This is a genomic window from Micromonospora sp. NPDC047527 (genome assembly GCF_040643015.1).
Classification (GTDB): Bacteria; Actinomycetota; Actinomycetes; order Mycobacteriales; family Micromonosporaceae; genus Micromonospora.
The window spans coordinates 39,175-62,767 of record NZ_JBEYTK010000012.1 but is presented as its reverse complement, the minus strand read 5'-3'; the positions used below and the strand labels follow the sequence as shown (position 1 = coordinate 62,767).

Annotated in this window: 23 protein-coding genes and 1 pseudogene; 6 read left to right on the top strand and 18 right to left on the bottom strand. The window is 71.7% G+C overall.

Features of this window, described 5'->3' with window-relative positions; translation table 11 throughout:
• From ABZ808_RS29645 to hrcA, 3 genes are all read right to left on the bottom strand, one after another.
• On the bottom strand, positions 1-735 hold the full coding sequence (locus ABZ808_RS29645; RefSeq protein ID WP_357012663.1) for a 16S rRNA (uracil(1498)-N(3))-methyltransferase: 735 nt from the start codon (positions 733-735) through the stop codon (positions 1-3).
• Position 736: 1 nt separating this feature from the next.
• A complete protein-coding gene (gene dnaJ, locus ABZ808_RS29640; protein ID WP_357012720.1) occupies positions 737-1,882 on the bottom strand; it encodes a molecular chaperone DnaJ in 1,146 nt (381 codons plus the stop codon).
• A 73-nt stretch (positions 1,883-1,955) separates the two neighbouring features.
• Positions 1,956-2,978 (bottom strand): heat-inducible transcriptional repressor HrcA, encoded by a 1,023-nt coding sequence (hrcA, locus tag ABZ808_RS29635; protein ID WP_357012662.1) that lies wholly within the window; start codon positions 2,976-2,978, stop codon positions 1,956-1,958.
• A gap of 212 nt (positions 2,979-3,190) precedes the next feature.
• Here hrcA and ABZ808_RS29630 point away from each other — a divergent pair, with 212 nt between their 5' ends.
• A complete protein-coding gene (locus tag ABZ808_RS29630; RefSeq protein WP_357012661.1) occupies positions 3,191-3,844 on the top strand; it encodes a DUF4870 domain-containing protein in 654 nt (217 codons plus the stop codon).
• 60 nt (positions 3,845-3,904) lie between these two features.
• Here ABZ808_RS29630 and hemW read toward each other — a convergent pair whose 3' ends face one another.
• A complete protein-coding gene (gene hemW / locus ABZ808_RS29625; protein WP_357012718.1) occupies positions 3,905-5,128 on the bottom strand; it encodes a radical SAM family heme chaperone HemW in 1,224 nt (407 codons plus the stop codon).
• 19 nt (positions 5,129-5,147) lie between these two features.
• On the opposite strand from hemW, the gene ABZ808_RS29620 reads away from it, so the two are divergent.
• Positions 5,148-5,948, top strand: coding sequence for an enoyl-CoA hydratase family protein (locus ABZ808_RS29620; protein WP_357012660.1), 801 nt, complete (start codon positions 5,148-5,150; stop codon positions 5,946-5,948).
• Between the two features lie 57 nt (positions 5,949-6,005).
• Here ABZ808_RS29620 and ABZ808_RS29615 read toward each other — a convergent pair whose 3' ends face one another.
• Together ABZ808_RS29615 and ABZ808_RS29610 are read right to left on the bottom strand one after the other, a co-directional pair.
• The gene (locus ABZ808_RS29615; RefSeq protein WP_357012658.1) at positions 6,006-6,269 is read right to left on the bottom strand and encodes an SDR family oxidoreductase; all 264 of its coding nucleotides are present in this window, start codon (positions 6,267-6,269) and stop codon (positions 6,006-6,008) included.
• Between the two features lie 115 nt (positions 6,270-6,384).
• Positions 6,385-6,771: pseudogene (locus ABZ808_RS29610) on the bottom strand (SDR family oxidoreductase); the annotation flags it as partial.
• A gap of 299 nt (positions 6,772-7,070) precedes the next feature.
• Here ABZ808_RS29610 and ABZ808_RS29605 point away from each other — a divergent pair.
• Complete coding sequence (locus tag ABZ808_RS29605) at positions 7,071-7,925, top strand: hypothetical protein (RefSeq protein ID WP_357012656.1); 855 nt, start codon at positions 7,071-7,073, stop codon at positions 7,923-7,925.
• Positions 7,926-8,146: 221 nt separating this feature from the next.
• Positions 8,147-9,049: a phytanoyl-CoA dioxygenase family protein gene (locus ABZ808_RS29600; protein WP_053656093.1), complete on the top strand. Its 903-nt coding sequence runs from the start codon at positions 8,147-8,149 to the stop codon at positions 9,047-9,049.
• Between the two features lie 62 nt (positions 9,050-9,111).
• On the opposite strand, the gene ABZ808_RS29595 is transcribed toward ABZ808_RS29600, so the two are convergent.
• The 8 genes from ABZ808_RS29595 to ABZ808_RS29560 all read right to left on the bottom strand — a co-directional run bounded on the left by ABZ808_RS29595 (position 9,112) and on the right by ABZ808_RS29560 (position 16,984).
• Positions 9,112-9,753 carry an MOSC domain-containing protein gene (locus ABZ808_RS29595; protein ID WP_357012655.1) on the bottom strand — a complete coding sequence of 214 codons (642 nt, stop codon included), beginning with the start codon at positions 9,751-9,753 and terminating at the stop codon, positions 9,112-9,114.
• A 59-nt stretch (positions 9,754-9,812) separates the two neighbouring features.
• The gene (locus ABZ808_RS29590) at positions 9,813-10,643 is read right to left on the bottom strand and encodes a carbohydrate ABC transporter permease (RefSeq protein WP_357012654.1); all 831 of its coding nucleotides are present in this window, start codon (positions 10,641-10,643) and stop codon (positions 9,813-9,815) included.
• The gene (locus tag ABZ808_RS29585) at positions 10,643-11,626 is read right to left on the bottom strand and encodes a sugar ABC transporter permease (protein WP_357012653.1); all 984 of its coding nucleotides are present in this window, start codon (positions 11,624-11,626) and stop codon (positions 10,643-10,645) included. Before ABZ808_RS29585 ends, ABZ808_RS29590 begins: the two co-directional genes overlap by 1 nt.
• On the bottom strand, positions 11,623-12,909 hold the full coding sequence (locus ABZ808_RS29580) for a sugar ABC transporter substrate-binding protein (RefSeq protein WP_357012652.1): 1,287 nt from the start codon (positions 12,907-12,909) through the stop codon (positions 11,623-11,625). Before ABZ808_RS29580 ends, ABZ808_RS29585 begins: the two co-directional genes overlap by 4 nt.
• Positions 12,910-13,132: 223 nt before the next feature.
• On the bottom strand, positions 13,133-13,417 hold the full coding sequence (locus ABZ808_RS29575; RefSeq protein ID WP_357012650.1) for a GlsB/YeaQ/YmgE family stress response membrane protein: 285 nt from the start codon (positions 13,415-13,417) through the stop codon (positions 13,133-13,135).
• 440 nt (positions 13,418-13,857) lie between these two features.
• Positions 13,858-14,142, bottom strand: a complete 285-nt coding sequence (locus tag ABZ808_RS29570) for a GlsB/YeaQ/YmgE family stress response membrane protein (protein WP_357012649.1) — start codon at positions 14,140-14,142, stop codon at positions 13,858-13,860.
• A gap of 313 nt (positions 14,143-14,455) precedes the next feature.
• Positions 14,456-16,333, bottom strand: coding sequence for a translation elongation factor 4 (gene lepA, locus ABZ808_RS29565; protein ID WP_357012647.1), 1,878 nt, complete (start codon positions 16,331-16,333; stop codon positions 14,456-14,458).
• Positions 16,334-16,447: 114 nt separating this feature from the next.
• The gene (locus ABZ808_RS29560) at positions 16,448-16,984 is read right to left on the bottom strand and encodes a DUF4240 domain-containing protein (protein ID WP_357012645.1); all 537 of its coding nucleotides are present in this window, start codon (positions 16,982-16,984) and stop codon (positions 16,448-16,450) included.
• Between the two features lie 88 nt (positions 16,985-17,072).
• Here ABZ808_RS29560 and ABZ808_RS29555 point away from each other — a divergent pair, with 88 nt between their 5' ends.
• Together ABZ808_RS29555 and rpsT are read left to right on the top strand one after the other, a co-directional pair.
• On the top strand, positions 17,073-18,023 hold the full coding sequence (locus ABZ808_RS29555; protein ID WP_357012716.1) for a phosphotransferase: 951 nt from the start codon (positions 17,073-17,075) through the stop codon (positions 18,021-18,023).
• Positions 18,024-18,209: 186 nt separating this feature from the next.
• Positions 18,210-18,476 (top strand): 30S ribosomal protein S20, encoded by a 267-nt coding sequence (rpsT, locus tag ABZ808_RS29550; protein WP_074313654.1) that lies wholly within the window; start codon positions 18,210-18,212, stop codon positions 18,474-18,476.
• Positions 18,477-18,619: 143 nt separating this feature from the next.
• Here the strand turns inward: rpsT and ABZ808_RS29545 are convergent, their stop codons facing one another.
• The 4 genes from ABZ808_RS29545 to ABZ808_RS29530 form a co-directional block, all read right to left on the bottom strand.
• Entirely contained in the window at positions 18,620-19,042 is a 423-nt protein-coding gene (locus tag ABZ808_RS29545) for a hypothetical protein (RefSeq protein WP_357012644.1), read from the bottom strand.
• The gene (gene holA, locus ABZ808_RS29540) at positions 19,039-20,019 is read right to left on the bottom strand and encodes a DNA polymerase III subunit delta (protein ID WP_357012714.1); all 981 of its coding nucleotides are present in this window, start codon (positions 20,017-20,019) and stop codon (positions 19,039-19,041) included. Before holA ends, ABZ808_RS29545 begins: the two co-directional genes overlap by 4 nt.
• 197 nt (positions 20,020-20,216) lie before the next feature.
• Entirely contained in the window at positions 20,217-22,598 is a 2,382-nt protein-coding gene (locus ABZ808_RS29535) for a ComEC/Rec2 family competence protein (RefSeq protein ID WP_357012643.1), read from the bottom strand.
• The gene (locus tag ABZ808_RS29530; RefSeq protein ID WP_357012642.1) at positions 22,595-23,467 is read right to left on the bottom strand and encodes a ComEA family DNA-binding protein; all 873 of its coding nucleotides are present in this window, start codon (positions 23,465-23,467) and stop codon (positions 22,595-22,597) included. Before ABZ808_RS29530 ends, ABZ808_RS29535 begins: the two co-directional genes overlap by 4 nt.
• Positions 23,468-23,593 lie beyond the last annotated feature (126 nt).

Here is a 23,593-nt window from a genome sequence, read left to right as displayed (position 1 = left end):
CTACCAGCGGCCGAGGCGGGTGGCGAGCACGCTGAGCGCGGCCACGCCGGCCGTGGAGGTGCGCAGCACCTCCGCTCCGAGCCGCACCGGGCGACCGCCGGCCGTCCGGAAGGCGGTCAGCTCGGCCGAATCGATGCCACCCTCCGGGCCGACCACCAGGACGATCTCACCGGCGGTCGGCAGGTCGGCGGTGGTCAGCCGCTCGTCGGCCTCCTCGTGCAGCACGAACCCGGCGGCGGCGCCGGCGATCCGGCGGGCCACCGTCGCGGTGGACTCGTCCGGTGCCCCGGCCACGACCGGCAGCCAGGGCCGGCGCGCCTGTTTGGCCGCCTCCCGCGCGGTGGCCACCCACTTCTCCCGAGCGCGTACGCCCCGGTCGCCGCGCCACTGGGTCACCGAACGGGACGCCGCCCAGGGCACGATCTCGTCCACCCCGACCTCGGTCATCGCCTGCACGGCCAGCTCACCCCGGTCGCCCTTGGCGATGCCCTGGACGGTCACCAGCCGGGGTACGGGCGCGTCCGCGTACCCCCGGGAGGTGATGGTGAGTTCCAGGTTGCCCCGGCCGACGGCGGTGACCACCGCGGCGGCCGTGCCGCCCCGGCCGTCGGCGAGCAGCAACTCCTCGCCGACCCGCAGCCGCTGCACGGTGGCGGCGTGGTGCCCCTCCGGGCCGTCCAGGGTCAGCGCGTCGCCGGTGGGCAGCGCCTCGACCAGGAACAGCGGCGAGGACACCTCAGGCGTGCCCGTTGAACGCGTCGCGCATCCGGGAGAAGAAGCCGCCCTGCTTGCTCAGCTCGGCGACCTCCTCGCCCCGGGTCTTGGCGAAGTCGCGCAGCATGCGCTCCTGGTCCGGGTCGAGCTTGGTCGGCGTCCGGACGTCGAGGTGCACGTAGAGGTCGCCCCGGCCGGTGCCACGCAGGTGCGGCACACCCCGGGCGCGCAGCCGCAGCGTGCTGGCCGGTTGGGTGCCGGCCTTGACGTCGACGGTCTCCTCGCTGTCCAGCGTCTTGATGGTGAGCCGGGTGCCCAGCGCGGCGGCGGTCATCGGCACGGTGACCCGGCAGTGCAGGTCGTCACCCTTGCGCGAGTAGACGTCGTGCGGCCGCTCGTGGATCTCGACGTAGAGGTCACCGGCGGTGCCGCCACCCGGGCCGACCTCGCCCTGCTGGGCCAGCCGGATCCGCATGCCGTCCTCGACGCCGGCCGGGATCTTGACGGTCAGCGAGCGTCGGGTACGCACCCGGCCGTCACCGGCGCAGGTGGGGCAGGGGTGCGGGATGGTGGTGCCGTACCCCTGGCAGACCGTGCACGGCCGGGCGGAGACCACCTGGCCGAGGAAGGTGCGCTGCACCGACTGCACCTCGCCCCGACCGGCGCACGCCTCGCAGGTGGCCAGGTGGGTGCCGGCCGCCGTGCCTGCGCCCGAGCAGGTGGTGCAGAGCACCGCCGTGTCGACGGTGATCGGGGCCTCGACGCCGAACGCCGTCTCGTGCAGGTCCAGTTCGAGCCGCAGGATCGCGTCGGCGCCCGGACGGGTCCGCGGACGGGGGCCACGGGCGCCGCCCGCCGCGCCGCCGAAGAACGCGTCCATGATGTCCTGGAAACCGACGAATGGACCGGCTCCACCCGGGCCACCCGGGCCGCCGGCGCCACCGCCGCCCGGGGCGAGCGGGTCGCCGCCCAGGTCGACGATCTGCCGCTTGCGGTCGTCCGAGAGGACCTCGTACGCGGCGTTGATGTCCTTGAACTTCTCCTGAGCCTCCGGGTCCGGATTGACGTCCGGGTGGAACTGGCGCGCCAACTTGCGGTAGGCGCGCTTGATCTCGTCATCGGAGGCTTCCCGGCTGACACCGAGAATGCCGTAGTAGTCCCTGGCCACTGCGTTCCGTGTCCTCATGTTCGTCTCGCGTTGCGCCGACCGGCGGCCGCAGCCGGCCGTCGGCCCTGACCAATCAGTTCTGGGCCAGCAACTCGCCCACGTAGCGTGCCACGGCGCGCACCGTGGCGATGTTGCCGGGGTAGTCCATCCGGGTCGGCCCCAGCACCCCGAGGCCGCCGACGATGGTGCTGCCCGGGCCGTACCCGGTGCTGACCACGGAGGCGGCGCGGAGGTTGTCGAACTCGTTCTCGTCGCCGATCAGCACCCGGGTCGCGCTCGGCTCGGTCTCGCCGATGAGCTTGAGGAGCACGACCTCCTCCTCCAGGGCTTCGAGGATCGGTCGCAGGGAGCCCTGGAAGTCCAGCAGGCCGCCCCGGGTGAGGTTGGCGGTGCCGGCCAGCGCGATGCGTTCCTCGTGCCGCTCGACGAGCGTTTCCAGCAGCACGGTGGCGAGGGTCGTCATCATCGGACGCAGCCCGGCCGGCGCCTCCTCGACCAGCGCCTGCACCAGCGGCGGCGTATCGGACAGCCGCGCGCCGGCGAGCTTTTCGTTTACCAGCCGACGCACGTCGGTGACGTCGTCGGCGGACACCGGCCCGGGCAGCTCGACCAGCCGCTGCTCGACGCGACCGGTGTCGGCGATCATGACGAGCATCAGCCGGGTGGTGGAGATCGGCACCAACTCCAGGTGCCGCACCGAGGAGCGGGCCAGGCTCGGGTACTGCACGACGGCGACCTGGCGGGTCAACTGGGCGAGCAACCGGACTGTGCGGTGCACCACGTCGTCCAGGTCGACCGCGCCGACCAGGAAGCGTTCGATGGCCCGGCGCTCGGCCGGGCTGAGCGGCTTGACGCGGGACAGCCGGTCGACGAAGAGCCGGTAGCCACGGTCGGTGGGCACCCGACCGGCACTGGTGTGCGGCTGCCGGATGTAGCCCTCCTCCTCCAGCACGGCCATGTCGTTGCGGACCGTGGCCGGGGAGACCCCGAGCTGGTGACGCTCGACCAGCGCCTTGCTGCCGACCGGCTCCTGCGTGGAGACGTAGTCCTCGACGATGGCGCGGAGCACGGCGAGCTTTCGGTCGTCGAGACCCATCCTCCGCACCTCCTGTCGCACGTCGGCCGCCGGCCCGACAGGGGCCGGCGGACCGTCCTGGCACTCGACTGTAACGAGTGCCAGTCTACGTCGGCACGCCCACCGACGCGATGATCAAGTGCTGCGCTGTTCGTTCCTGCTGCCCGTTCAGCCGGGCGGGCTCGGCGGTGTCGCTCTGGTGCGGCGTTGCCACCCACCCCTACCGTGGCAGCATGACTGAACCACCTCGCCCACCCGGTGCGGGAGATCCTGGCGGCTACCCGCCGGAGCCGACCTCCCCGGGCACGCCCTACTCGCCCGAGCCGCCCACCGCACCACTGTCCGGGGCACCCGGCTCGGGCGGCTATCCCCCAGCCGGTGGCTATCCGCCGCCCACTGGTGACCAACCGCCGTCAGGTGGCTACCCTCCGCCCGGTGGCTACCCTCCAGCGGGTGGTTATCCCCCGCCCGGTGGCTACCCGCCGGGTGGTCCCACTGGCGGCTATCCGACCGGCGGCGGCTACGGCGGCCCGGGCGGCGGCTACGCCAACAACGAGGACAAGACCTGGGCGCTGGTCGCGCACTTCGGCGGTGCCGCTGGCGCGCTGATCAGCTTCGGCCCGCTGGGCTTCGTCGCCCCGCTCATCGCCTTCCTGGTCCGCGGTAACCAGTCGCCGACCGTGCGGGCGCACGCCCTGGCCGCGTTGAACTTCCAGATCCTCTGGTCGATCATCGCGTTCGTGTTGCTCTTCGTGAGCTGGTGCCTGCTCTTCCTGCCCAGCATCGCGGTCGTGGTGATCCAGATCCTGTTCGGGATCATCGCCGGCATGAAGGCGAACGAGGGCAGCCCCTACCGCTACCCGATGTCGGCCAACTTCATCAAGTGAACCGGGTCGGCCGCTACCCCGGCCGGCCCGGCGCACTGCCGTCGGCCGGGGAGCGCCGGCTCAGGGCAGCAGGTCGCGGACCACGGCGTCGGCGAGCAGTCGGCCGCGCAGGGTGAGCACCGCCCGGCCAGCCGCGTAGTCCTCCGCGGCCAGCAGGCCCTCGGCCAGCGCCCGCTCGGCGCCGGCCCGGCCGACGGCGTCGAGCACCGCCAGCGGCAGGCCGCTGGCGAGCCGCAGCCGCAGCATCACGTCCTCCATGTGCGCCTCGTCGGCGGTGAGCACCTCACGGGCCAGGCCGGGTGACGCGCCGGCGGCGAGCCGCTGGGCGTACGTCGTGGGGTGCTTGACGTTCCACCAGCGGACCCCGCCGACGTGGCTGTGCGCCCCCGGGCCGAGCCCCCACCAGTCCGCGCCGGTCCAGTACAGCAGGTTGTGCCGGCACCGGGCGTCGTCGGTGCGAGCCCAGTTGGAGACCTCGTACCAGGACAGGCCGGCCGCGTCGAGGGCGGCCTCCGCGGCCAGGTAGCGGTCCGCGGCGACGTCGTCACTGGGGTACGCCAACTCGCCGCGCCGCATCCGGGCGGCCAGTCGGGTGCCGTCCTCCACGATCAGGGCGTACGCGCTGACGTGGTCCACCCCGGCGGCGACCACCTGCTCCAGCGAGGCTGCGAAGTCCTCGGCCCGCTCCCCCGGCGTGCCGTAGATCAGGTCCAGGTTGACGTGCTCGAAGCCGGCGTCGCGCGCCTCCAGGGCGGCGGCGGTGGCCCGGCCTGCGCTGTGTTTGCGGTCGAGGATCGCCAGCACCCCCGGGGAGGCGGACTGCATGCCCAGCGAGATCCGGGTGTAGCCGGCCGAGCGCAGCAGCTTCAACGATTCCGGGGTGACCGACTCCGGGTTGGCCTCGGTGGTCACCTCCGCGTCGGCGGCCAGCCCCCAGGTGCGGTCGATGCCGTCCAGGATGCGGGCCAGGTCGTCGGCGGGGAGCAGGGTGGGCGTGCCGCCGCCGACGAAGACCGTGTCGACCCGGGGCGGCGGGCTGTCACCGAGCACCCGGGCAGCGAGCGCCAGCTCGGCGAGCACCGTGTCGGCGTACCCCTCGCGGCTGGCGCCGCCGCCCAACTCGGCGGCCGTGTACGTGTTGAAGTCGCAGTAGCCACAGCGGCTGGCGCAGAACGGCACGTGCACGTACACGCCGAAGCCGCGCTGACCGACCGCTCCGGTGGCGGCGGTGGGCAGCGAACCGTCGACGGGAACGGTTTCACCATCTGGAAGGACGCCGGGCATGGCCACTAGTGTGCCCGGCATGACCTCTCCCGACGTCCTCGTGCGGGTCGCCACGGCCCGTGGGGTGACCACCCTCACCCTGGACAGCCCGCACAACCGCAACGCGCTCTCCACCGCCCTGATGACCCAGCTGCTGGCCGGGCTGGCCGAGGCGGTCGCCGACGACGCGGTCCGGGTGATCGTGCTCGACCACACCGGCCCGGTCTTCTGCTCGGGCGCGGATCTGAAGGAGACCGCCATGGCGTACGCCAGCGGGACGGTGCCGGCCGCGATGCTGGGTGACGTGCTGACGGCGCTCTGGGAGTGCCCGAAGCCGGTGCTGGCCCGCGTCGCCGGGCCGGCGCGGGCCGGTGGGCTGGGCCTGATCGCGGCCGCCGACCTGGCGGTCTGCGCCGAGCAGGCGACGTTCGCCTTCACCGAGGTGCGGATCGGCGTGATCCCAGCGGTGATCTCGGCGACCGTGCTGCCCCGGCTGCACCCGCGTGCCGCCGCCGAGCTGTACCTGACCGGGGACACCTTCGACGGCCGGCGGGCCGCCGAGATCGGCCTGGTCACCGCCGCCGTGCCGGCCGACGAGTTGGACGCGACGGTGGCCCGGTACTGCGACTCGTTGGTACGCGGCGCGCCGGCAGCGTTGGCCGGCGCGAAGGAGTTGCTGCGCCGGCCAGGCACCGCCGAGCTGCGCGAGGACCTGGCCCGGCTGTCGGCGCTGTCGACCGGCTACTTCCTCTCCGACGAGGGGCGCGAGGGGATCATGGCGTTCCGGGAGAAGCGGGACGCCGCCTGGGTGCCCGGTGCTGACGCGGATCACGCCGGGTAGGACCGAGGGCCGCCGGGACGCCGCCTCCGCTCGGCGACGCCCCGGTTGTCGGTCCGGTCACCAGGCGGTCGCGCCGCCGTCTACCGGGTAGTTCGCGCCGGTGATGTACGACGCCCGGTCAGAGGCGAGGAAGACCACCAGCTCGGCTACCTCCTCGGGTCGGGCGAAGCGCTTGAGGAGCGTCTTGCTGGTGATCGCGTCCCGGGCAGCCTGGTTGTCGCCGAGGTCGCGTTCGCTGGCCGGGGTGAGAATGGGCCCGGGGCTGACCGCCACCGCGCGAATCCCGTGCGGCGCGCCTTCGAGCGCGAGCTGTCGGGTCATGCCGATGATGCCTGCGTTCGCCGCGGTGTGGCCGACCATCGGGGGGGACGTGACCACCGATCATTCCGGCCATGGAGGCGGCGTTGATGATGACGCCACCGCCGCGCCGGACCAGGTGCGGCCAGGCGAACTTCGACACGAAGTACGGAATGTCGAGTTCTCCGCTGATGGTGTACCGCCAGTCCTCGACGGAGAAGTCGGGCATCGGGCCGAAGCGGAGCGCCGCCGCGTTGTTGTAGACCACATCGAGGCCGCCATAGGCCGCGGCCGCTTCCTCGACGAGCCTGCGCACCTGTTCCGGATCGGTGAGATCGATCGGCGCGATGCCTGTCATCGCACCGCCGGCCCGCCGGACGAGTTCGACCGTCTCGTTGTTGCCGTCGACCTGGATGTCGGCCCCGACGACCTTCGCGCCTTCGCGAGCGAAGGTCAGTGCCGCGACGCGCCCCAGGCCGCCGCCGGTGCCGGTGACGAGCACGACCTTGCCGTTCAGAGTTCCCATCGGATTCTCCTTGCTCATGACCTGCACCCCGGTGCGAGGTTCAGTCGGTTGACATGTCAGCACCCCTCAAGTCCTTGCCTGGTCAATCGCTTCCCGTCGTCGTGGGCGGGTGACGCGCACGACAGGGCGACAGGCAGGTGAGATCGCCACCGGAGCGGGAACGTCGCCAACCGGTACACGGCGGCGGAGCCGACCCCGAACCGGGTCGGAACCGGCCGAGTCGACCCGGAACCGCTCGGGCGGTCCGGAGAGGGCGGGCGGGGACGTACGCTTGGCGGACTGTCGATCTGGGGGTGTGAGTGCGAACTCGGGCAGCCGTGGCGGGTGGAGTGGTTCTCATCCTCGTCGCCGTGATCGCGATCTGGCTCGTCGTCCGGCAGGCCGGGGATCGACTGCGGCTGCCGCTGATGGGCCGGACGTGCACGGTCCAGGCCGACGGCCGGGTCGTGCTGGACGCCGACCAGATGGCCAACGCGGCGACGATCGCGGCGATCGGCGCCCAGCGTGGGATGCCCGAGCGGGCCGTGGTGGTCGCGCTGGCCACCGCGTACCAGGAGTCGGGGCTGCGTAACCTCGCCGACGGTGACCGGGATTCGGTCGGCCTGTTCCAGCAGCGCCCGAGCCAGGGCTGGGGCACCCCGGCGCAGATCCGCGACCAGCGCTACGCGGCGAACCGCTTCTACGCTGCACTGAAGAAGGTGCGCGGCTGGGAGAAGATGCGGGTCACCGACGCCGCCCAGCGGGTGCAGCGCTCGGCGTTCCCCGAGGCGTACCAGAAGTGGGCCGACGAGTCCGAGGTCCTCAGCCGGGCCCTGCTCGGCGACGTCACCGGCGCGGTGGCGTGCACGGTGGGGCGCACCCCGGTGATGTACGGCGCGACGGCGGCCACGCAGCTGACCCGCAACCTGGTGCTGGACTGGGGGTTGAAGGGGACCGACCCGACCGACCCGACCGGGCTGGCGGTGACTCCGGGCGACCAGCGCGACGGCTGGCGGTACGCGCACTGGCTGGTCTCGCACGCCCAGGACCACGGCGTGAAGCGGGTCCGTTTCGGCGACCGGGAGTGGACCGCCCGCAACGGCACCTGGGGTCGGGTGGCCGGCGAGCAGAACTCCTCGGGCCAGGTGGTGGCCGAGGTGTTCAACGAGGGCTGACCGATCCGGATCTCTTAACCGGCAGTCACCGCACAATCGGACATTGATCCACGAACACCCTTATTGATCACGGAAAACTCACTCTTCGCAGTCCTCCCGCTGCATGGTGTCCCGCCGAATCCCATTCGCGCGACGCACTCTCCCCGATGCCTGGGCCATCGCGTTACGATCGGCGGCCTGTGCCAGAAACATATTCACCTCATGGGGAGGGGTACGACGCGGTGTTCGATTACGGCGACCGGACCGGCTACGAACCGATCAGCGACACTGACCGCAAGGAGTTCCACGAGCAGGGCTTCCTCCTGCTCCGCAACGTCCTGACGGAGGACCACCGGGCGGCGCTGGAGGCGGCGGTCGACCGCGTCTACGCGGAGGAGCAGGCCAAGGGCACCACCAAGAAGGACGGCACGCTGCACCTGCTGGGCTTCCTGGAGCGCGACGAACTCTTCGGTGAGCTGCTCACCCACCCGATCGCCTTCCCGTACATGTGGGGGCTGGCCGGCTGGAACATCTACACCCACCACAACCACCTGGACGTCACTCCGCCGGCCGCCGAGCCGGAGAAGCCGTACTGGGGTTGGCACCAGGACGGGTACCGCCAGAACTCCGACCCGGAGACGATGGACCCGAACCTGCCTCGGCCGATGTTCTCGCTCAAGGTCGCGTACGTGCTCTCCGACCTCTCCGAGACCGGCCGCGGCGCCACCAAGGTCATCCCGGGCAGCCACCTGTGGAACTCGCTGGACCGGCCCAAGGACCTCAGCGTGCACAACCCGGACCCGGAGGGCACGGTGGAGATCACCGCCAACCCGGGCGACGCCTTCATCTTCGACCGGCGGCAGTGGCACTCCCGGTCGACGAACCTGTCGACCATCACCCGCAAGATGCTCTTCGTCGGCTACACCTACCGGTGGATCCGCCCGCTGGACGAGCTGCACCCCGACGTGAACGGCGAGTGGTACCAGAACCGCACCCCCGTGCAGCGCCAGCTGATCGGTGAGGGCACCCACACCGCCAACTACTGGGGCATCAACTGGGACGGGTACGTCGACGACGAGATCCCGCTGCGCAAGGAGCTCAAGGAGCGCGGTCTGCTGGACCGCAGCGTCCCCTGGCTCCGCTGAGCCGTTAGCCGAGAGCCCCGGGCATCTGGAGATGTCCGGGGCTCTCGCGCGTCCACCGTCGGTCAGGCGCTGCTGGCGAGGCGACGGCGGGCCTTCTCCCGGATCGACTCCGGCAGGTCGTCCGCGTCGAGCAGGCGGGGCAGCAGCTCCGGCTCCAGGCTGGTGGCCCGGAACACCTCGCCGATGGTCACCCCGTGCGCGGGCCGGTCCACCACCTCGATCGGGTCGCCCGGACCCACCTCCCCCTCGCGGAGCACCCGCAGGTAGGCGCCGGGCAGCGCCCGGACGGTGAACCGCTTGATCAGATCCGGTACGCCCCAGAAGCCGGCGAAGGTGGTGCACGGCGTACGCGGCTTGGTCACCTGGAGCAGGGCCGACCCGATCTGCCACTGCTCACCGATCACCGCGCCGGTCAGGTCGACCGCGTAGGTGGTGAGGTTCTCGCCGAAGCCGCCGGGCCGGATGTCGCGCCCCAACTCGGCCGCCCACCAGGCGGCGTCCTCCTCCGCGTAGGCGTAGACCGCCTGGTCCTCGCCGCCGTGGTGGGCTCGCTCGCCGATGAAGTCGCCGACGACTCCGTCGACGCGCAGCAGCACCGGCCCGTCGACCGGGCGCTTGTCGATGCCGCTGCGACCGCTCGCGTCGCCGGCCCACTTCGCCTCGGTCACGATGCCGAGGTTCACCGCTGCCACCCTGCCCGTCATGGCGGTCAGCCTAGCCGGGCCGGCGGGTCGCGGTGCCGTCAAGATCCTTTCGCCGGCTGTCAGCCCTTGACGGCGCCGGCCACCAGGCCGGAGACCATCCGGCGCTGCACCAGCAGGAAGAAGATGATGACCGGCAGGGTGAACAGGGTGGAGGCGGCCATGACCGGCCCCCAGTTGGTGTCGTCCCGGCCGAAGAAGAACGTCATCGCCACCGGCAGGGTGTAGCGGCTCTGGTCGTTGATGAACGTCAACGCGAAGATCAGCTCGTTCCAGGCGGTGATGAACGAGAAGATGCTGGTGGCGACCAGGCCGGGCGCGACCAGCGGGAAGAGCACCTTGCGGAAGATCTGGGCGCGGCTCGCGCCGTCGATGGCCGCGGCCTCCTCCAACTCCTTGGGCACCGCCGCGACGAAGCCGCGCAGCATCCAGACCGCGAACGGCAGCGAGAAGCCCAGGTACGTGAGGATCAGGCTGGGCAGCGTGTTGTAGAGCCCGAGGCGCTGGATCATCAGGAACAGCGGGATGACCAGCGCCTCCAGCGGGATCATCTGCACCACCAGCAGCATGATCAGGAAGCTGGTCCGCAGCTTGAAACGGAAGCGGGCCACCGCCGTCGCGGCGAGCAGGGCGACCAGGCCGCTGAGCACCACCGTCGCGACCGCGACCAGCGCGCTGTTGAGGAAGAAGTCGAGGAAGCTCACGCCGGGGATGAGGTTGCCGGTCAGGATCTCCCGGTAGTGCGCCAGCGTCGGGTGGGCCGGCACCGGCTGCGGCGTGGACGAGAAGATCTCGCTGCTCGGCTTCAGCGAGGTGGAGATCATCCAGTAGACCGGGAAGGCCGCGAAGAGCGCGACAAGCAGCCCGGCGCCGTTGAGGGCGACCTTCTTCACTACTCGTCCTCCTGCCTGAGCACCATCCGTACGTAGAAGCCGGTGACCACGAGCAGGATCAGCGTGAGAATCACCGCGATGGCCGCGCCGAGGCCGTACTTCGGCGGCGGCGAGAACGCCTCCGCGTACGAGTAGATGGAGAGCATGAACGTCGGCCGGTCCTGGGTGCCGCCGGCCAACACGAACTGCTGGGTGAAGACCTTGAAGTCCCAGATGGTGGAGAGCACGATCAGGATCCCGAAGACCGGGCGCAGCAGCGGGAACGTGATCTTCCAGAAGACCCGCCACGGGCTGGCCCCGTCGACCCGGGCCGCCTCGTGCAGCTCACTCGGCACGCTCTTGAGGCCGGCGAGCACGCTCACCGCGATGAACGGGAACGAGTGCCAGACCACCACCAGGGTGAGGATGGCGAAGAACAGCAGCGGCGAGTTGAACCAGCCGTAGCCGGTCCAGTCGCTGCGGCCGAACAGCCCGTTGGAGAGGCCGTCCGGTAGCGCGTTGAACAGCCAGGTGACCAGGCCGCTCGTGTCGTCGAAGATCCACTTCCAGACGATCGTGCCGGTCAGCGCCGGGGTGGCCCAGGCGAGCATCACGCAACTGGCCACGAACGTGGCCATCTTGCGGCCGAGCCGGTTGAGCAGCAGCCCGACCAGGGTGCCGAGGACCATCGTGAGAAACACGTTGGCCGCCGCGAACAGGACGGTGTTGCGCAGCACCGTCAGGAAGAACGGATCGGTGAGGATCTCGATGTAGTTGCCGAGGCCCACCCACGGCCACTCCCGGTCGCCGCGTAGTTGCCGCACGCTGTTGAGCCGGTAGAACGACATCGTCACCACCTGGCCGAGCGGCCAGAGCAGCAACACCCCGATGATCACCAGGGCGGGCAGGAGCAGCAGGTAGGGCAGGCGGTCCACCCGGCGACGCCGCCGCGCGGGGGTCTCCCGCGCGGCGGCCGTCTGCGAGGTCTTCGTCAGGACGCTCACTTGCTGTTGAGGATGCCTTCCATCTCGGCGGCCGCGTCGGCGGTAGCCTTCTCGACCGTCTTCTGACCCTTCATGACCGAGCTGTTCATCGCCTGGGTCACCGTCTTGGTGCGGCTGACCTCCACCCACTTCGGGGTGAGCGGCGTGAGCTTGGTGTTCTGCATGGTGGTGGCGAACGCGGCCATCACCTTGTCGTTGGCGTACGTGTCACCGGCGACCAGATCCTGGTAGACCGGGAAGAAGCCGAGGCTGCTCGCGAAGCTCTGCGCGTTCTTCTTGTTCAGCAGCACGGTCAGGTAGTCCCAGGCCAGGTCCTGCCGCTCACTGTCCTTCCAGATCGCCACGTCCGAGCCACCGGCGAAGGCGGGAGCCGCCTTGCCGTCCGGGCCGGGAATCGGGAACGTACCCCAGACCTTCTCGATGTCGGGGTTGTCCTTCTTGATGGCGGCCTGCTGCCAGCTGCCGGCGAAGGCCATCGCGGCCTTGCCGGTGGCGAACTGGGTACGCGCGTCGATCTCGTTCCAGCCGGCCGCTGCCGGCGGGGCCACCTTGTGCACGGTCACCAGGTCGGTCCAGAACTTGACCGCCCGCTGCGCCTCGGGGGTGGTGTAGCCGGACTTCCAGGCGCCGCCCTGGTTGCTGGCGATCTCGCCGCCGGCACCCCAGAGGAACGAGTAGAAGGGCAGCTCGGAGTTGCCGGGAAGGGCGATGCCGTAGGTGCCCTTCTTCTTCTCCTGCACGGCCTTGGCCACGGTGACCAGGTCGTCCCAGGTCTTCGGCGGCTGGACGCCCGCCTCGGCGAACCAGTCGGTGCGGTAGTAGATCGCCCGAACGCCGGCGTACCACGGCACGCCGTACTGCTTGCCGTCGAGCTGCGCGTTGCGCACCAGGTCGGGCAGCAGGTCCTTGCCGTCGGCCCAGCCGCCCATCCGGCCACTCACGTCGGCGAGCGCCTCCTGGGCAGCCCAGCCCTGGGTCTCGGTGTTGCCCAGCTCGGTGATGTCCGGTCCCTCACCGCCGGCGAGCGCGGCCTGGAACTTCTTGGGCGCCTCTAGCCAGGGGATGTACTGCACCACCACGTCGGTGTCGGGGTGCTTCTGCCGGAACTCCGTCTCGACCGAGTCGAGGAAGGCGTTCTGCGCGTCGCCGCCCTCGCCCATCATCCATACGGTGAGTTTGCTGTCGTCGGCCGCATCCTCGCCGGAGCCTCCGCAGCCGGTCAGCACCATCGCGGCCGAGGCCACCACGGCGGTGACCGGGGCCAGCCGCTTCCACCTGTTCACGCCACTTCTCCCCTCGCGCCGCCTGGAACTAACCTTCTGCGCCGCACCTTAGTACGAAGAAATCCTTTACGACAGTGGTCGGACCGCCCGAAGCGTGGCGACGGTACCGCAAGGACATCGACACGAGGGTTTGTGGCATCGGGTCGAAGTCGGGCACTCCACCACGAAAGAACGCCCGACCATCGGCCGGGCGTTCGTTCGAGGTGCGGGTGATACCAGGTTGTTACCGGGTGACGCTGCGGCGGCGACCCACGCCGGCCACCAGCGCGACCGCGATGGCCGCAACGACGACCTGCACCAGCAGCTCGCCCCAGTCCACACCGGCGGTCTCGGTCGCGATGCCGATCGCCCGCGCCAGCACCGTGCCCAGCAGGGCCGCGCCGACACCGATCAGCAGGTGCAGCCAGATCGGCATGTTCTGCCGGCCCGGAACGACCAGGCGGCCCAGCGCGCCGACGATGAGACCAACGACGATGGCGGTGATGATGCCCCACACGGTGAGCTCCACGGTCGCCCTCCTTCTAAGAACGTCTGACACACAGTGCGTGTGCTTCCTGTCGTGACCGCTAAATGCCCGACCGCCCGAAAATCCAAACCGACTCGGCGCCCCAGACGATCACGATCAGGCATACAAGTCGTCGACCCGGCCCGGGGTCGATCGGGGTCGGGCCGCCGCAGGGCGGCGGCCCTTAGGAAGACTGCGCGAGTGCGGGTCACGCCGGGCCGCCCGGCTGATGATCGACGCCATGTCGCCGATATCGGGGTATCACCACTGCGGGACACCGCCACGTCGCCGACATGGAGTCGATCAGGTCCACCCGGTCGTCTGGCGAGGCCGCACCGCGGCGTTGTGCGGCGACTTCACCCAGGACGACGAACGCCGATGGGCGCCCGACCTGTCGGTCGGGCGCCCATCGAAGGTTGCGGTGGTGCGGAGTGGTGCTGGTGTTACCGGGTCACGCGGCGACGGCCACCCACGCCGGCCACCAGCGCGACCGCGATCGCCGCAACGACGACCTGCACCAGCAGCTCGCCCCAGTCCACACCGGCGGTCTCGGTCGCGATGCCGACCGCCCGCGCCAGCACCGTGCCCAACAGGGCCGCGCCGACACCAATCAGCAGGTGCAGCCAGATCGGCATGTTCTGCCGGCCCGGAACGACCAGGCGGCCCAGCGCGCCGACGATGAGACCAATAACGATGGCGGTGATGATGCCCCACACGGTGAGCTCCACGGTCGCCCTCCTTCTAAGAACGTCTGACACACAATGTGTGTGCTTCCTGTCGTGACCGCTAAGTGCCCGACCCATGGAAAAACCAAACCGACTCGCCGTGAAACGAGCGGCAGACGTCAATGCCGGATGGCTGCGTCGATTGGGGTGGGAGCGCGTCCACACAGGTCACGTGCCCTGCGACCGGGTGCCCGGACCACCGGCCGGGACCGAAAAAAATCTCCACCAGCACCCCACCACCCCGACGCTGTTGATCAAGAGCTTATCGAAGCCTCTTGATCACCCGGGCCGGGCGGTGGGGTGCTGGTGGCGAGGGCTACTTCTTGCCGGCGGCCTTGCCGTCGCCGGAGTCAGAGGAGAGCGCGGCGATGAAGGCCTCCTGCGGCACCTCGACCCGGCCCACCATCTTCATCCGCTTCTTGCCTTCCTTCTGCTTCTCCAGCAGCTTGCGCTTACGGCTGATGTCACCGCCGTAGCACTTGGCGAGGACGTCCTTGCGGATCGCGCGGATGGTCTCGCGGGCGATGACCCGACTGCCGATGGCCGCCTGGATCGGCACCTCGAACTGCTGACGCGGAATCAACGTACGCAGCTTGGCGGCGATGGTGACGCCGTAGTTGTACGCCTTGTCCTTGTGCACGATGGCGCTGAACGCGTCTACCGGCTCGCCGTGCAGCAGGATGTCCACCTTCACCAGGTCGGATGCCTGCTCGGTGGAGGGCTCGTAGTCCAGCGAGGCGTAGCCCTTGGTGCGGCTCTTCAACTGGTCGAAGAAGTCGTAGATGATCTCGGCGAGGGGCAGCGTGTAGCGCAACTCGACCCGGTCGGCGGAGAGGTAGTCCATGCCGAGCAGGCTGCCGCGCCGGCCCTGGCAGAGCTCCATCACCGCGCCCACGTAGTCGTTCGGCGTCAGCACGGTGGCCCGGACCACCGGCTCGTACACCTCGGCGATCTTGCCGGTGGGGTACTCGCTCGGGTTGGTCACGACGATCTCCTCGCCGTCGTCCGTGATCGCCCGGTAGACGACGTTCGGCGCGGTGGAGATCAGGTCGAGGTTGTACTCACGCTCCAGCCGCTCCCGGATGATCTCCAGGTGGAGCAGGCCCAGGAAGCCGCAGCGGAAACCGAAGCCGAGCGCACCGGAGGTCTCCGGCTCGTAGTCCAGCGCGGCGTCGTTGAGCTTGAGCTTGTCCAGTGCCTCACGCAGGTTGGGGTAGTCCGAGCCGTCGATCGGATAGAGGCCGGAGTAGACCATCGGCTTCGGGTCCTTGTAGCCACCGAGCGCCTCGGCCGCCGGCCGGCTGTTGATGGTGACCGTGTCACCGACCCGGGACTGCCGGACGTCCTTCACACCGGTGATCAGATAGCCGACCTCGCCGACGCCGAGCGCCTCGGCCTTGACCATCTCCGGTGAGATGACGCCGATCTCCAGCAGCTCGTGCACCGCGCCGGTGGACATCATCTTGATCCGGTCCCGGGCGCTGATCCGGCCGTCGATGACACGGACGTAGGTGACCACGCCACGGTAGACGTCGTACACCGAGTCGAAGATCATCGCGCGGGCGGGCGCCACGGCGTCCCCGACCGGCGGGATGAACTGCCGGACGATCTCATCGAGCAGGTACGGAACGCCCTCGCCGGTCTTGCCGGAGACCCGGATGCAGTCGGCGGGGTCGCCGCCGATCAGGTGGGCCAACTCCTCGGCGTACTTCTCCGGCTGGGCGGCCGGCAGGTCGATCTTGTTGAGCACCGGGATGATGCGCAGGTCGTTCTCAAGCGCCAGGTAGAGGTTGGCCAGGGTCTGCGCCTCGATGCCCTGCGCGGCGTCGACCAGCAGCACCGCGCCCTCGCAGGCGGCCAGCGACCGGGACACCTCGTAGGTGAAGTCGACGTGCCCCGGGGTGTCGATCATGTTGAGCACCGCGTGCTCACCAGCCCGCTCGCCATCGCGGATGGTCCACGGCATCCGGACGGCCTGGCTCTTGATGGTGATGCCGCGCTCGCGCTCGATGTCCATCCGGTCCAGGTACTGGGCGCGCATCTGCCGGGGGTCGACCACACCGGTGAGCTGCAACATCCGGTCGGCCAGGGTCGACTTCCCGTGGTCGATGTGGGCGATGATGCCGAAGTTCCGGATGCGACCAGGGTCGGTGGAACCAGGGGCGTTCGCGCCGGGATCGAGCTTCGGTGGCACAGCGGTCCGTTCTGGTCGACTGACGTGAACAGGCCGGCGCGCCGCCGACCCCCTCTATGTTCCCACGCCGCCGGGGTAGGTCCGCTGTGCGGGCGACGGATCGACCCGGAGACCTCACTCCATGGGCGGCTCCACGAAGAGCGCGGCCAGCCGGGGCAGCCGCCGGCGGGCCTCCTCCTCGTCGTCGAAATCCCAGAAGTCGTTGAGGTCCGGCGCACGCACCGGGTCCCGGTCCGCCGGCAGTTCCGTCGCGGTCGCCTTGCGGTACGCGTCCCACGGCACCGCCAGCATCTGCTCGGCGGAGAACTCCTCGCCGCTGAGCGAGGCGGCCCGCACCTGCGGCAACTCGGCCAACGAGTCCGGGTCGGTGACCGCGCGGGCGAAGACCGCCCGCCCCTGGGTCATCAGCCAGCCTCGGAAGTGTTCGAAGCCGTCCGCGGAGGCGCCGCCGTTGATCAGGTACGCCGCGCCCCACAGGTCCGCCTTGTGCGAGGCGGCCAACACCCGCGTCTGGTGCCGCGCGTACCCGACGATGTCCTCCGGATCGCGTTCGGCGAGCAACGCGGCGGCCCGCGCGGCGACCGGGCCGGGCTCTCCCCCGCCACCGGCCCGAGCCTCGTCGATCAGCTGCCAGAAGTCCTCGGTCCTCATGGCTTGGCAGTCTGGCAGTGTCGCCGCGCACCGCGCACGTACCCCGGGGCAGCATGGTGGGGTGTCTTCCCCGCCGCCTCCGCACCACGTGGGCGTGCCGCGCCCGTCGTGGTCGGCGCTGCCGGCGGCGCTGCGGGCCGCGATCGCCGGCCGGCTCGGCGCGGCGGTCGTCACCGCCCGGGTCGCCCCCGCCGGCTTCACCGGGGGCTTCGCCGCCGTGCTCGACACCGCCGCCGGGGGCAGGGTCTTCGTCAAGGCGGCAGCCGTCGCCGGGCAACCACACCTGGTCGACTCGTACGCCCGGGAGGCCGCGATCCTGGAACGGCTGCCGGTCGGCCTGCCCGCGCCCCGCCTCCGGTGGACGCTGCACGAGGCCGGCTGGTTCGTGCTCTGCACCGACGCCGTCGACGGTCACACCCCGCGCCTGCCCTGGGTGCCGGCCGAGCTGGACGCCACGCTCGCCGGGTACGCCGAGGTCGCCGCCGCGCTGGCCGACCCGCCGGCCGGGTTGAGGGCGCTCGGCCTGCCGCACCTCGCCGACCTGGCCCGCTCGGACATCCTCTGGTGGGAGGAGGTCGTCGCCGGCCGGGAGCCCACCCCGGCGCTGCCCGAGGCCGTGCGGGGGCGGATGCCCGAGCTGGTGGCGCTGGAGTCCCGCCTCCCCCGGTACGCCGCCGAGGCGACCGGCATGATCCACGGCGACCTGCGGGTGGACAACGTGCTCGTCGACGGGGACGGCCGGGCCTGGTTCTGCGACTGGACCTGGGTGTGTTCCGGCCCCGCCTGGTTCGACGTGGCCGGTCTGCTGCTCACCGCGTACGCCGACGGGCTGGACACCGACCGGCTCTTCGCCGCGCACCCGGCGTCCGCGGGCGCGCCTCCGGACGCGCTGGACGCCACCCTGGCCGCGCTGGCCGGCTATTACCTCACCGGAGCGGACACGGCACCCGTGACGGTCTCCCCGCACCTGACGGCACACCGGCGACGCAGTGGCGGGCAGGCCCTCGACTGGCTCGCCCGCCGCCAGGGCTGGCGGTGACACGGCCGGCAGGCCCGAGGGCGTATCGTGGTCCCCGGCGAGCCGGGATCGGCAGCCCGGTGGTCGAGCCGTTTTGGCTCGTCCCGGGCGACCTGGTAACCTGGCTCTTCGCGCAGCGTTGACGCATGTTCGTCATCCCCGCGCACCTAAGCTGACCAACCCGAGCTATCAAGACGAGGCTGTCGCGTGGCGAACATCAAGTCCCAGATCAAGCGCAACCGGCAGAACGAGAAGGCCCGGCTGCGCAACAAGTCGGTCAAGTCGTCGCTGAAGACCGCCGTCCGGAAGTTCAACGAGGCTGCAGAGGCCGGTGACGTCGAGAAGGCCACCGCTCTGATGCAGGAGGCCTCGCGCAAGCTGGACAAGGCCGTCAGCAAGGGCGTGATCCACTCCAACCAGGCCGCGAACCGCAAGTCCGCGATCGCCAAGCGCGTGGTGTCCCTCTCCGCCTGACGCTCGCTGTCAGACTGATTCGGAAAGCCCCGGACTCCGGTCCGGGGCTTCCGCGTGTCTGCGGCCAGTCACCGTCGGGCTGCGTCTCCGGAGCCGTGACTCCCGGCTGTGTCCGGCGGGGTGCGTGCGGCCGGGCCGCACGCTCAGTCGGACGGGTCGGCGCGGTGGGTCGGCCGGACCGGGTCGGCGGTGATCACCACTCCGGTGACGCTGTGCGAGATCCACTCGACCCGGGCGCGGCCCACGACCGGCTCCATCTGCCGGCGGAAGCGGTCCCGCTCCTGCTCGGGCACGAGCGCGGCGGACCGGACCACGGTCGCGGCCACCATGTCGTTGAGCTTGACCATCGCCGCCACCACCAGGGGCAGCACCAGCACCGCCCACCAGGTGACCAACTCCGCGAGGGCGAGCAGCACGGCCAGGGCGATGGTGCCCTCGAAGAAGAGGAAGCAGAGCACCCCGCCGGGGTTGACGAACCGCAGGCCGAGGAGCCGGGCGTAGAGCGGCCGGTAACGCTCCTCGTCGGCCGGGATGGTGGCCCACGCCGTGCGGTTCGGCCCCGTCACCGGCTGCTGCCCTGCCGGGCCGCCGCGACCGAGAAGACCGCGCGCTCCAGGGCGTACGCCCGGTCGTCGGAGCCGCCCTTGACGGCCGCGTTGCACTCGGCGGCGACCTGCATGGCCCGGACCAACCCCTCCGGCGTCCAGCCACGCCCCTGCCGCTGCGCCCGCTCGATCTTCCACGCGGGCATCCCGAGGCTGCTGGCGAGCTGGTACGGGCTACCCCGCCCGGCCGACGCCACCCGGGCCACCGTACGTACCCCGTCGGCGAGGGCGTCGGCGATGGGCACCGGGTCGACCCCGACGTGCAGGGCCCAGCGCAGCGCTTCCAGCGCCCCGGGCACGTCGCCGACCATGGTGGCGTCCGCCACCGTGAAGCCGGTCACCTCGACCCGGCCCCGGTAGTAGCGGGAGACCGTCTCGGCACTGATCCGCCCGTCGGTGTCGGCGATGAGCTGGGAGCAGGCGGCGGCCAGCTCGCGCAGGTCGTTGCCGACCGCGGCGATCAGCGCCTCGGCGGCGTCGTCGGTGCACTTGCCGCCGGCCCGGCGAATCTCGTCACGGACGAAGGCCACCCGCTCGCGGTGCCCCTTGAGTTTGGCCGCCGGGACCACCGTGGCACCCGCCGACCGCAGCCCGTCGGCGAACGCCTTGCCCTTGGCGCCGCCCAGGTGCAGCACCAGCAGCTGGACCTCCGGGTCGGGGTTCTTCGCGTACGCCAGCAGTGCGGCGACCAGGTCCTTACGGGCGTCCTGGCCGGAGCGCAGGACGAGCAACCGTCGCCCACCGAACAGCGATGGGCTGAGCATCTCGGCGATCTCGCCGACGGTGAGCGCACCGGCCTGGTACTCGCGGACGTCCACCTCGGGGTCGACGCTGCGGACCTTCGCGACAGCTTCGGTGACCGCGCGCGTGGCGAGCAGTTCCTCGTCACCGAGGACGAGCAGAATGGGGGCGAGGCTGGCGGGGGTCACGTCGCCCATATTCGCACGGCCCACGGCGGGATCGGGCCTGCTCATTCGCCGCCCGGTCGGTGCAGCCCGCACTTAGCGCAAAACCAGACATCTATCTCGATTTACCATCTAATCCGCAATACGCCCAACATTTGCTCCGGCGATGCCGCAATTTCCACGGCGAGCGCCCGCCCGCCGGCTCACGGCGAGCGCCCGCCCGCCGGCTCTCACGGCGGTCGCCCCGCTGGCACGCCTCGGCGGACCACCGCCAGGCCGTCGCCGGCACGAACCACCGCCAGGTCGCCGTCGGTGTCGGTCCGCAGCACCCGTGCCCCGCCCCTGCCCAACCGGGCCAGCAGCCCCGGGTTCGGGTGCCCGTAGGTGTTGCCGACACCGACCGGCACCAGCGCGACGGCCGGCCGCACCGCGTCCAGGAAGCTCCCGTCCTGATATGCCGAGCCGTGGTGAGCAACTTTCAACACCTCCGCCCGCAACTGCCCCGGCACCGCCCGCGTCAGCACCGCGTGCTGCTCCTCGGTCTCCGCGTCGCCGGGCAGCAGGATCCGCACTCCGGCGACCGTGGCGCGCAGCATCAGCGAGTTGTTGTTCGGGTCGGATCGCGTGCCGGCCAGCGGATACGGCGGGCCGAGCACGAGCAGGTCGACACCGCCGACCGGATGCCGCGCCCCGGCGGTGGTGCTGAGCAGCGCGGCCCGCCCGCCGGTCGCCGCCGCGCGGACCGCGTCCCGGCCGGCCGGCGGATCCGTCGACGCTGGGGTCAGCACCGCTGCCACCCGCCGGCCCCGGAACACCCCGGCCACCCCGCCCACGTGGTCGGCGTGAAAGTGGCTCACCACGAGCAGCGGCACCTCCCGCACACCGAGCCGCCGCAGACAGGCGTCCACCGCCCCCGGCTCCGGTCCCGCGTCGACCACCACCGCGCGGCCGGCGGCGACCGGCAGTACCAGGGCGTCGCCCTGCCCCACCGCGCAGGCCACCACCACCCAGCCGGGCGGCGGCCAGCCCGAGGCCATCAGCCGGACCGGGAGCGCGCCGACCAGCGCGGCGACGGCGACGACCGCGACCAGGCGGCGCACCAGCGGCCGGCGCACGGCGACCAGCAGCGCCACGGTCAGCCCGGCCAGCAGCAGGGCGCCGGCCGCTCCACCCGGCCAGGGCAGGGTGCCGGCCGGCAGTCGGGCACCGTGATGGGCGATGAGGACCAGCCACCAGGCCGGCCAGCTCGCCAGCCACGCGACGAACTCGGCGCCGGCCGGCCAGACCGGCGACAGCACGGCCGCCGTCACGCCCAGCACCGTCGCCGGTGCGATGGCCAGCACCGCCAGCAGGTTGGCCGGAACCGCCACCAGGCTGACCGTGCTGGAGATGCCTGCGACGACCGGCCCGCAGGCCACCTGGGCCGCCGCCGGCACCGCCAACGCCTCGGCCAGCCCGCCGGGGACACCCCTCCGGCGCAGCCCGTCCCGCCAGCGCGGGGCGAGTAGCAGCAGACCGCCGGTGGCCAGCACGGAGAGCGCGAACCCGGCGTCGCCGGCCAGCTCGGGGTCGAGCAGCACCAGCACCGCGATCGCGGCGGCCAGCGCGGGCAGCGCGGCCCGGGGCCGGCCAGCGGCCAGCGCGGCGAGCCCGATCGCGCCCATCGTGGCGGCCCGTACGACGCTCGGCGACGGACGCACCAGGATGACGAAACCGACCAGCGCCATCCCGCAGAGCCCGGCGGCGAGCCACGGGCCAGCGCGTGCCCAGCGGGCCAACAGCAGCACCGCACCCACCACGATTGCGACGTTGCTCCCAGAAACGGCATTGAGATGCGTCATGCCGGTGGCCCGGAAGTCCTCCTCGACGGCGGGCGGCAAGCGGCTGGTGTCCCCCACCACCAGGCCCGGCAGCAGGCCACCCGGGTCGTCGGGCAGGGGTGCGCAGGCTCGTTGCAGGCCGGCGCGCAGCGTGCCGGCGGCACGCTGCGCCCAGGACGACGCGCCCCGCCGCTCGGGCGGGCCGGTGGTGCTGAGCACCGCCGCGGTGAGGTCGCCGCCGCGCGGAACGCCGAGCCGGCCCTCGGCGGTCACGCGTTGGCCGGGCAGCAGCCCTCGCCAGGCCGGGTCGGTGGCCAGGATCAGCAGCCGCACCGACGCGTGGACCCGCTCGCCGTCCGGACCGGTGAGCCGGACCAGGTCCGCCGACACCAACAGCATGCCGGGACCGCCAGCGGACCGGATCTGGCGCGGGTCGTCCCGGACGACCAGGTCGGCGGTGACCGGAGTGCGCGCCTCGGCCAGGACGCGGACCGGCGGTGAGTCCCGGACGGCCAGCCGAGCGGCGGTTGCCGCCGCGCCGCAGACCACGCCGAGGCCGATCGCGACGACGATCCAGCCGTACCGGCGCGTCACGCCCCGGGGCCGCCCGAGGCGGCCGAGCAGGTGCAGGCTCGTCAGCGCGGTCAACACCGTCGCCGTCCCGGCCACCAGCAGGAGGAGACGGGCGTCGACGTGCAGGCCGGCGAGCGCGGTCAGCCAGGCGGCAACGGCCAACCCGGCCAGCCGGAGGTCCGGCGGGGTCGGGTCACCGACGACGGGGTGGACGCTCACACCGTCACCAGGTCCTTGAGCTGCTCGTATCGCGCGTCACCGATCCCGTCGACCTGGCGCAGATCACCAACGCCCTTGAAGCCGCCATGCTGATCCCGGTAGGCGAGGATCCGCTGGGCGAGCACCGGCCCCACCCCGGGCAGCGCGTCGAGCTGGGCCAGCGTGGCGGTGTTCAGGTTCAGCGGACCGGCGGGCGGTGCCCCACCGGCCGCCGGGCCGATCGCGCCGGCCGGCACCGGCGGTGGTGTCACCCCGACCACGATCAGCTCGCCGTCGGTGACCTTGCGGGCGGGGTTGAGCAGCGCCACGTCGACGCCGGGCAGCGGGCCACCGGCCGCCTGCACCGCGTCGGCGAGCCGGGCGCCAGCCGGCAGCCGCACCAGCCCGGGCTTGCGGACCTTGCCCGCGACAGCCACCACCAGCTCGCCCGAGCCGGATGCGCCGGGGACACCCGCCGTGACGGCCGTAGCGGCCTCAGTGGCCAGCGGTGCGACCGGCTCCGACCGGGGTCGGGACCGCCAGGCCCAACCGGCGGCGGCAAGCACCACCAGCACGGCGACGACCGCCAGCGCCCGTACCCCGCGCCGCCCCGGATCGAACGCTCCCGGCCCGGGCAGCAGCGACGAGGGCTGGGCCGCAGGGCCGTCCGGAGCCGGCTGCTCCGCGAGCGGCACCCCAGCCCGAGGCGGCACCACACCCGCGTGCGGCACCTCAGCCCGAGGCGGCACCACACCCGCGAGCGGGGTCTCAACCCAGGGCGGCACCACACCCGCGAGCGGTGTCTCAGCCCGGGCTGGCAGCGCGCCGGCCGGCGGGTGCGTCAGTCGGCGCAGGCGCTGGCGTACCTCTGTCTCCTCGTCGTGCGACACGGCCCGACGCTATGGCGGCGGGCGGCGTGGCGGGACGCGCCGAGCTCCCCCTGTGGACAACCGGGACCACTGTGGACAACGCCCTGATCATGCCCCGATCTGCTATGGGCGTCAGCAACCTCCGGA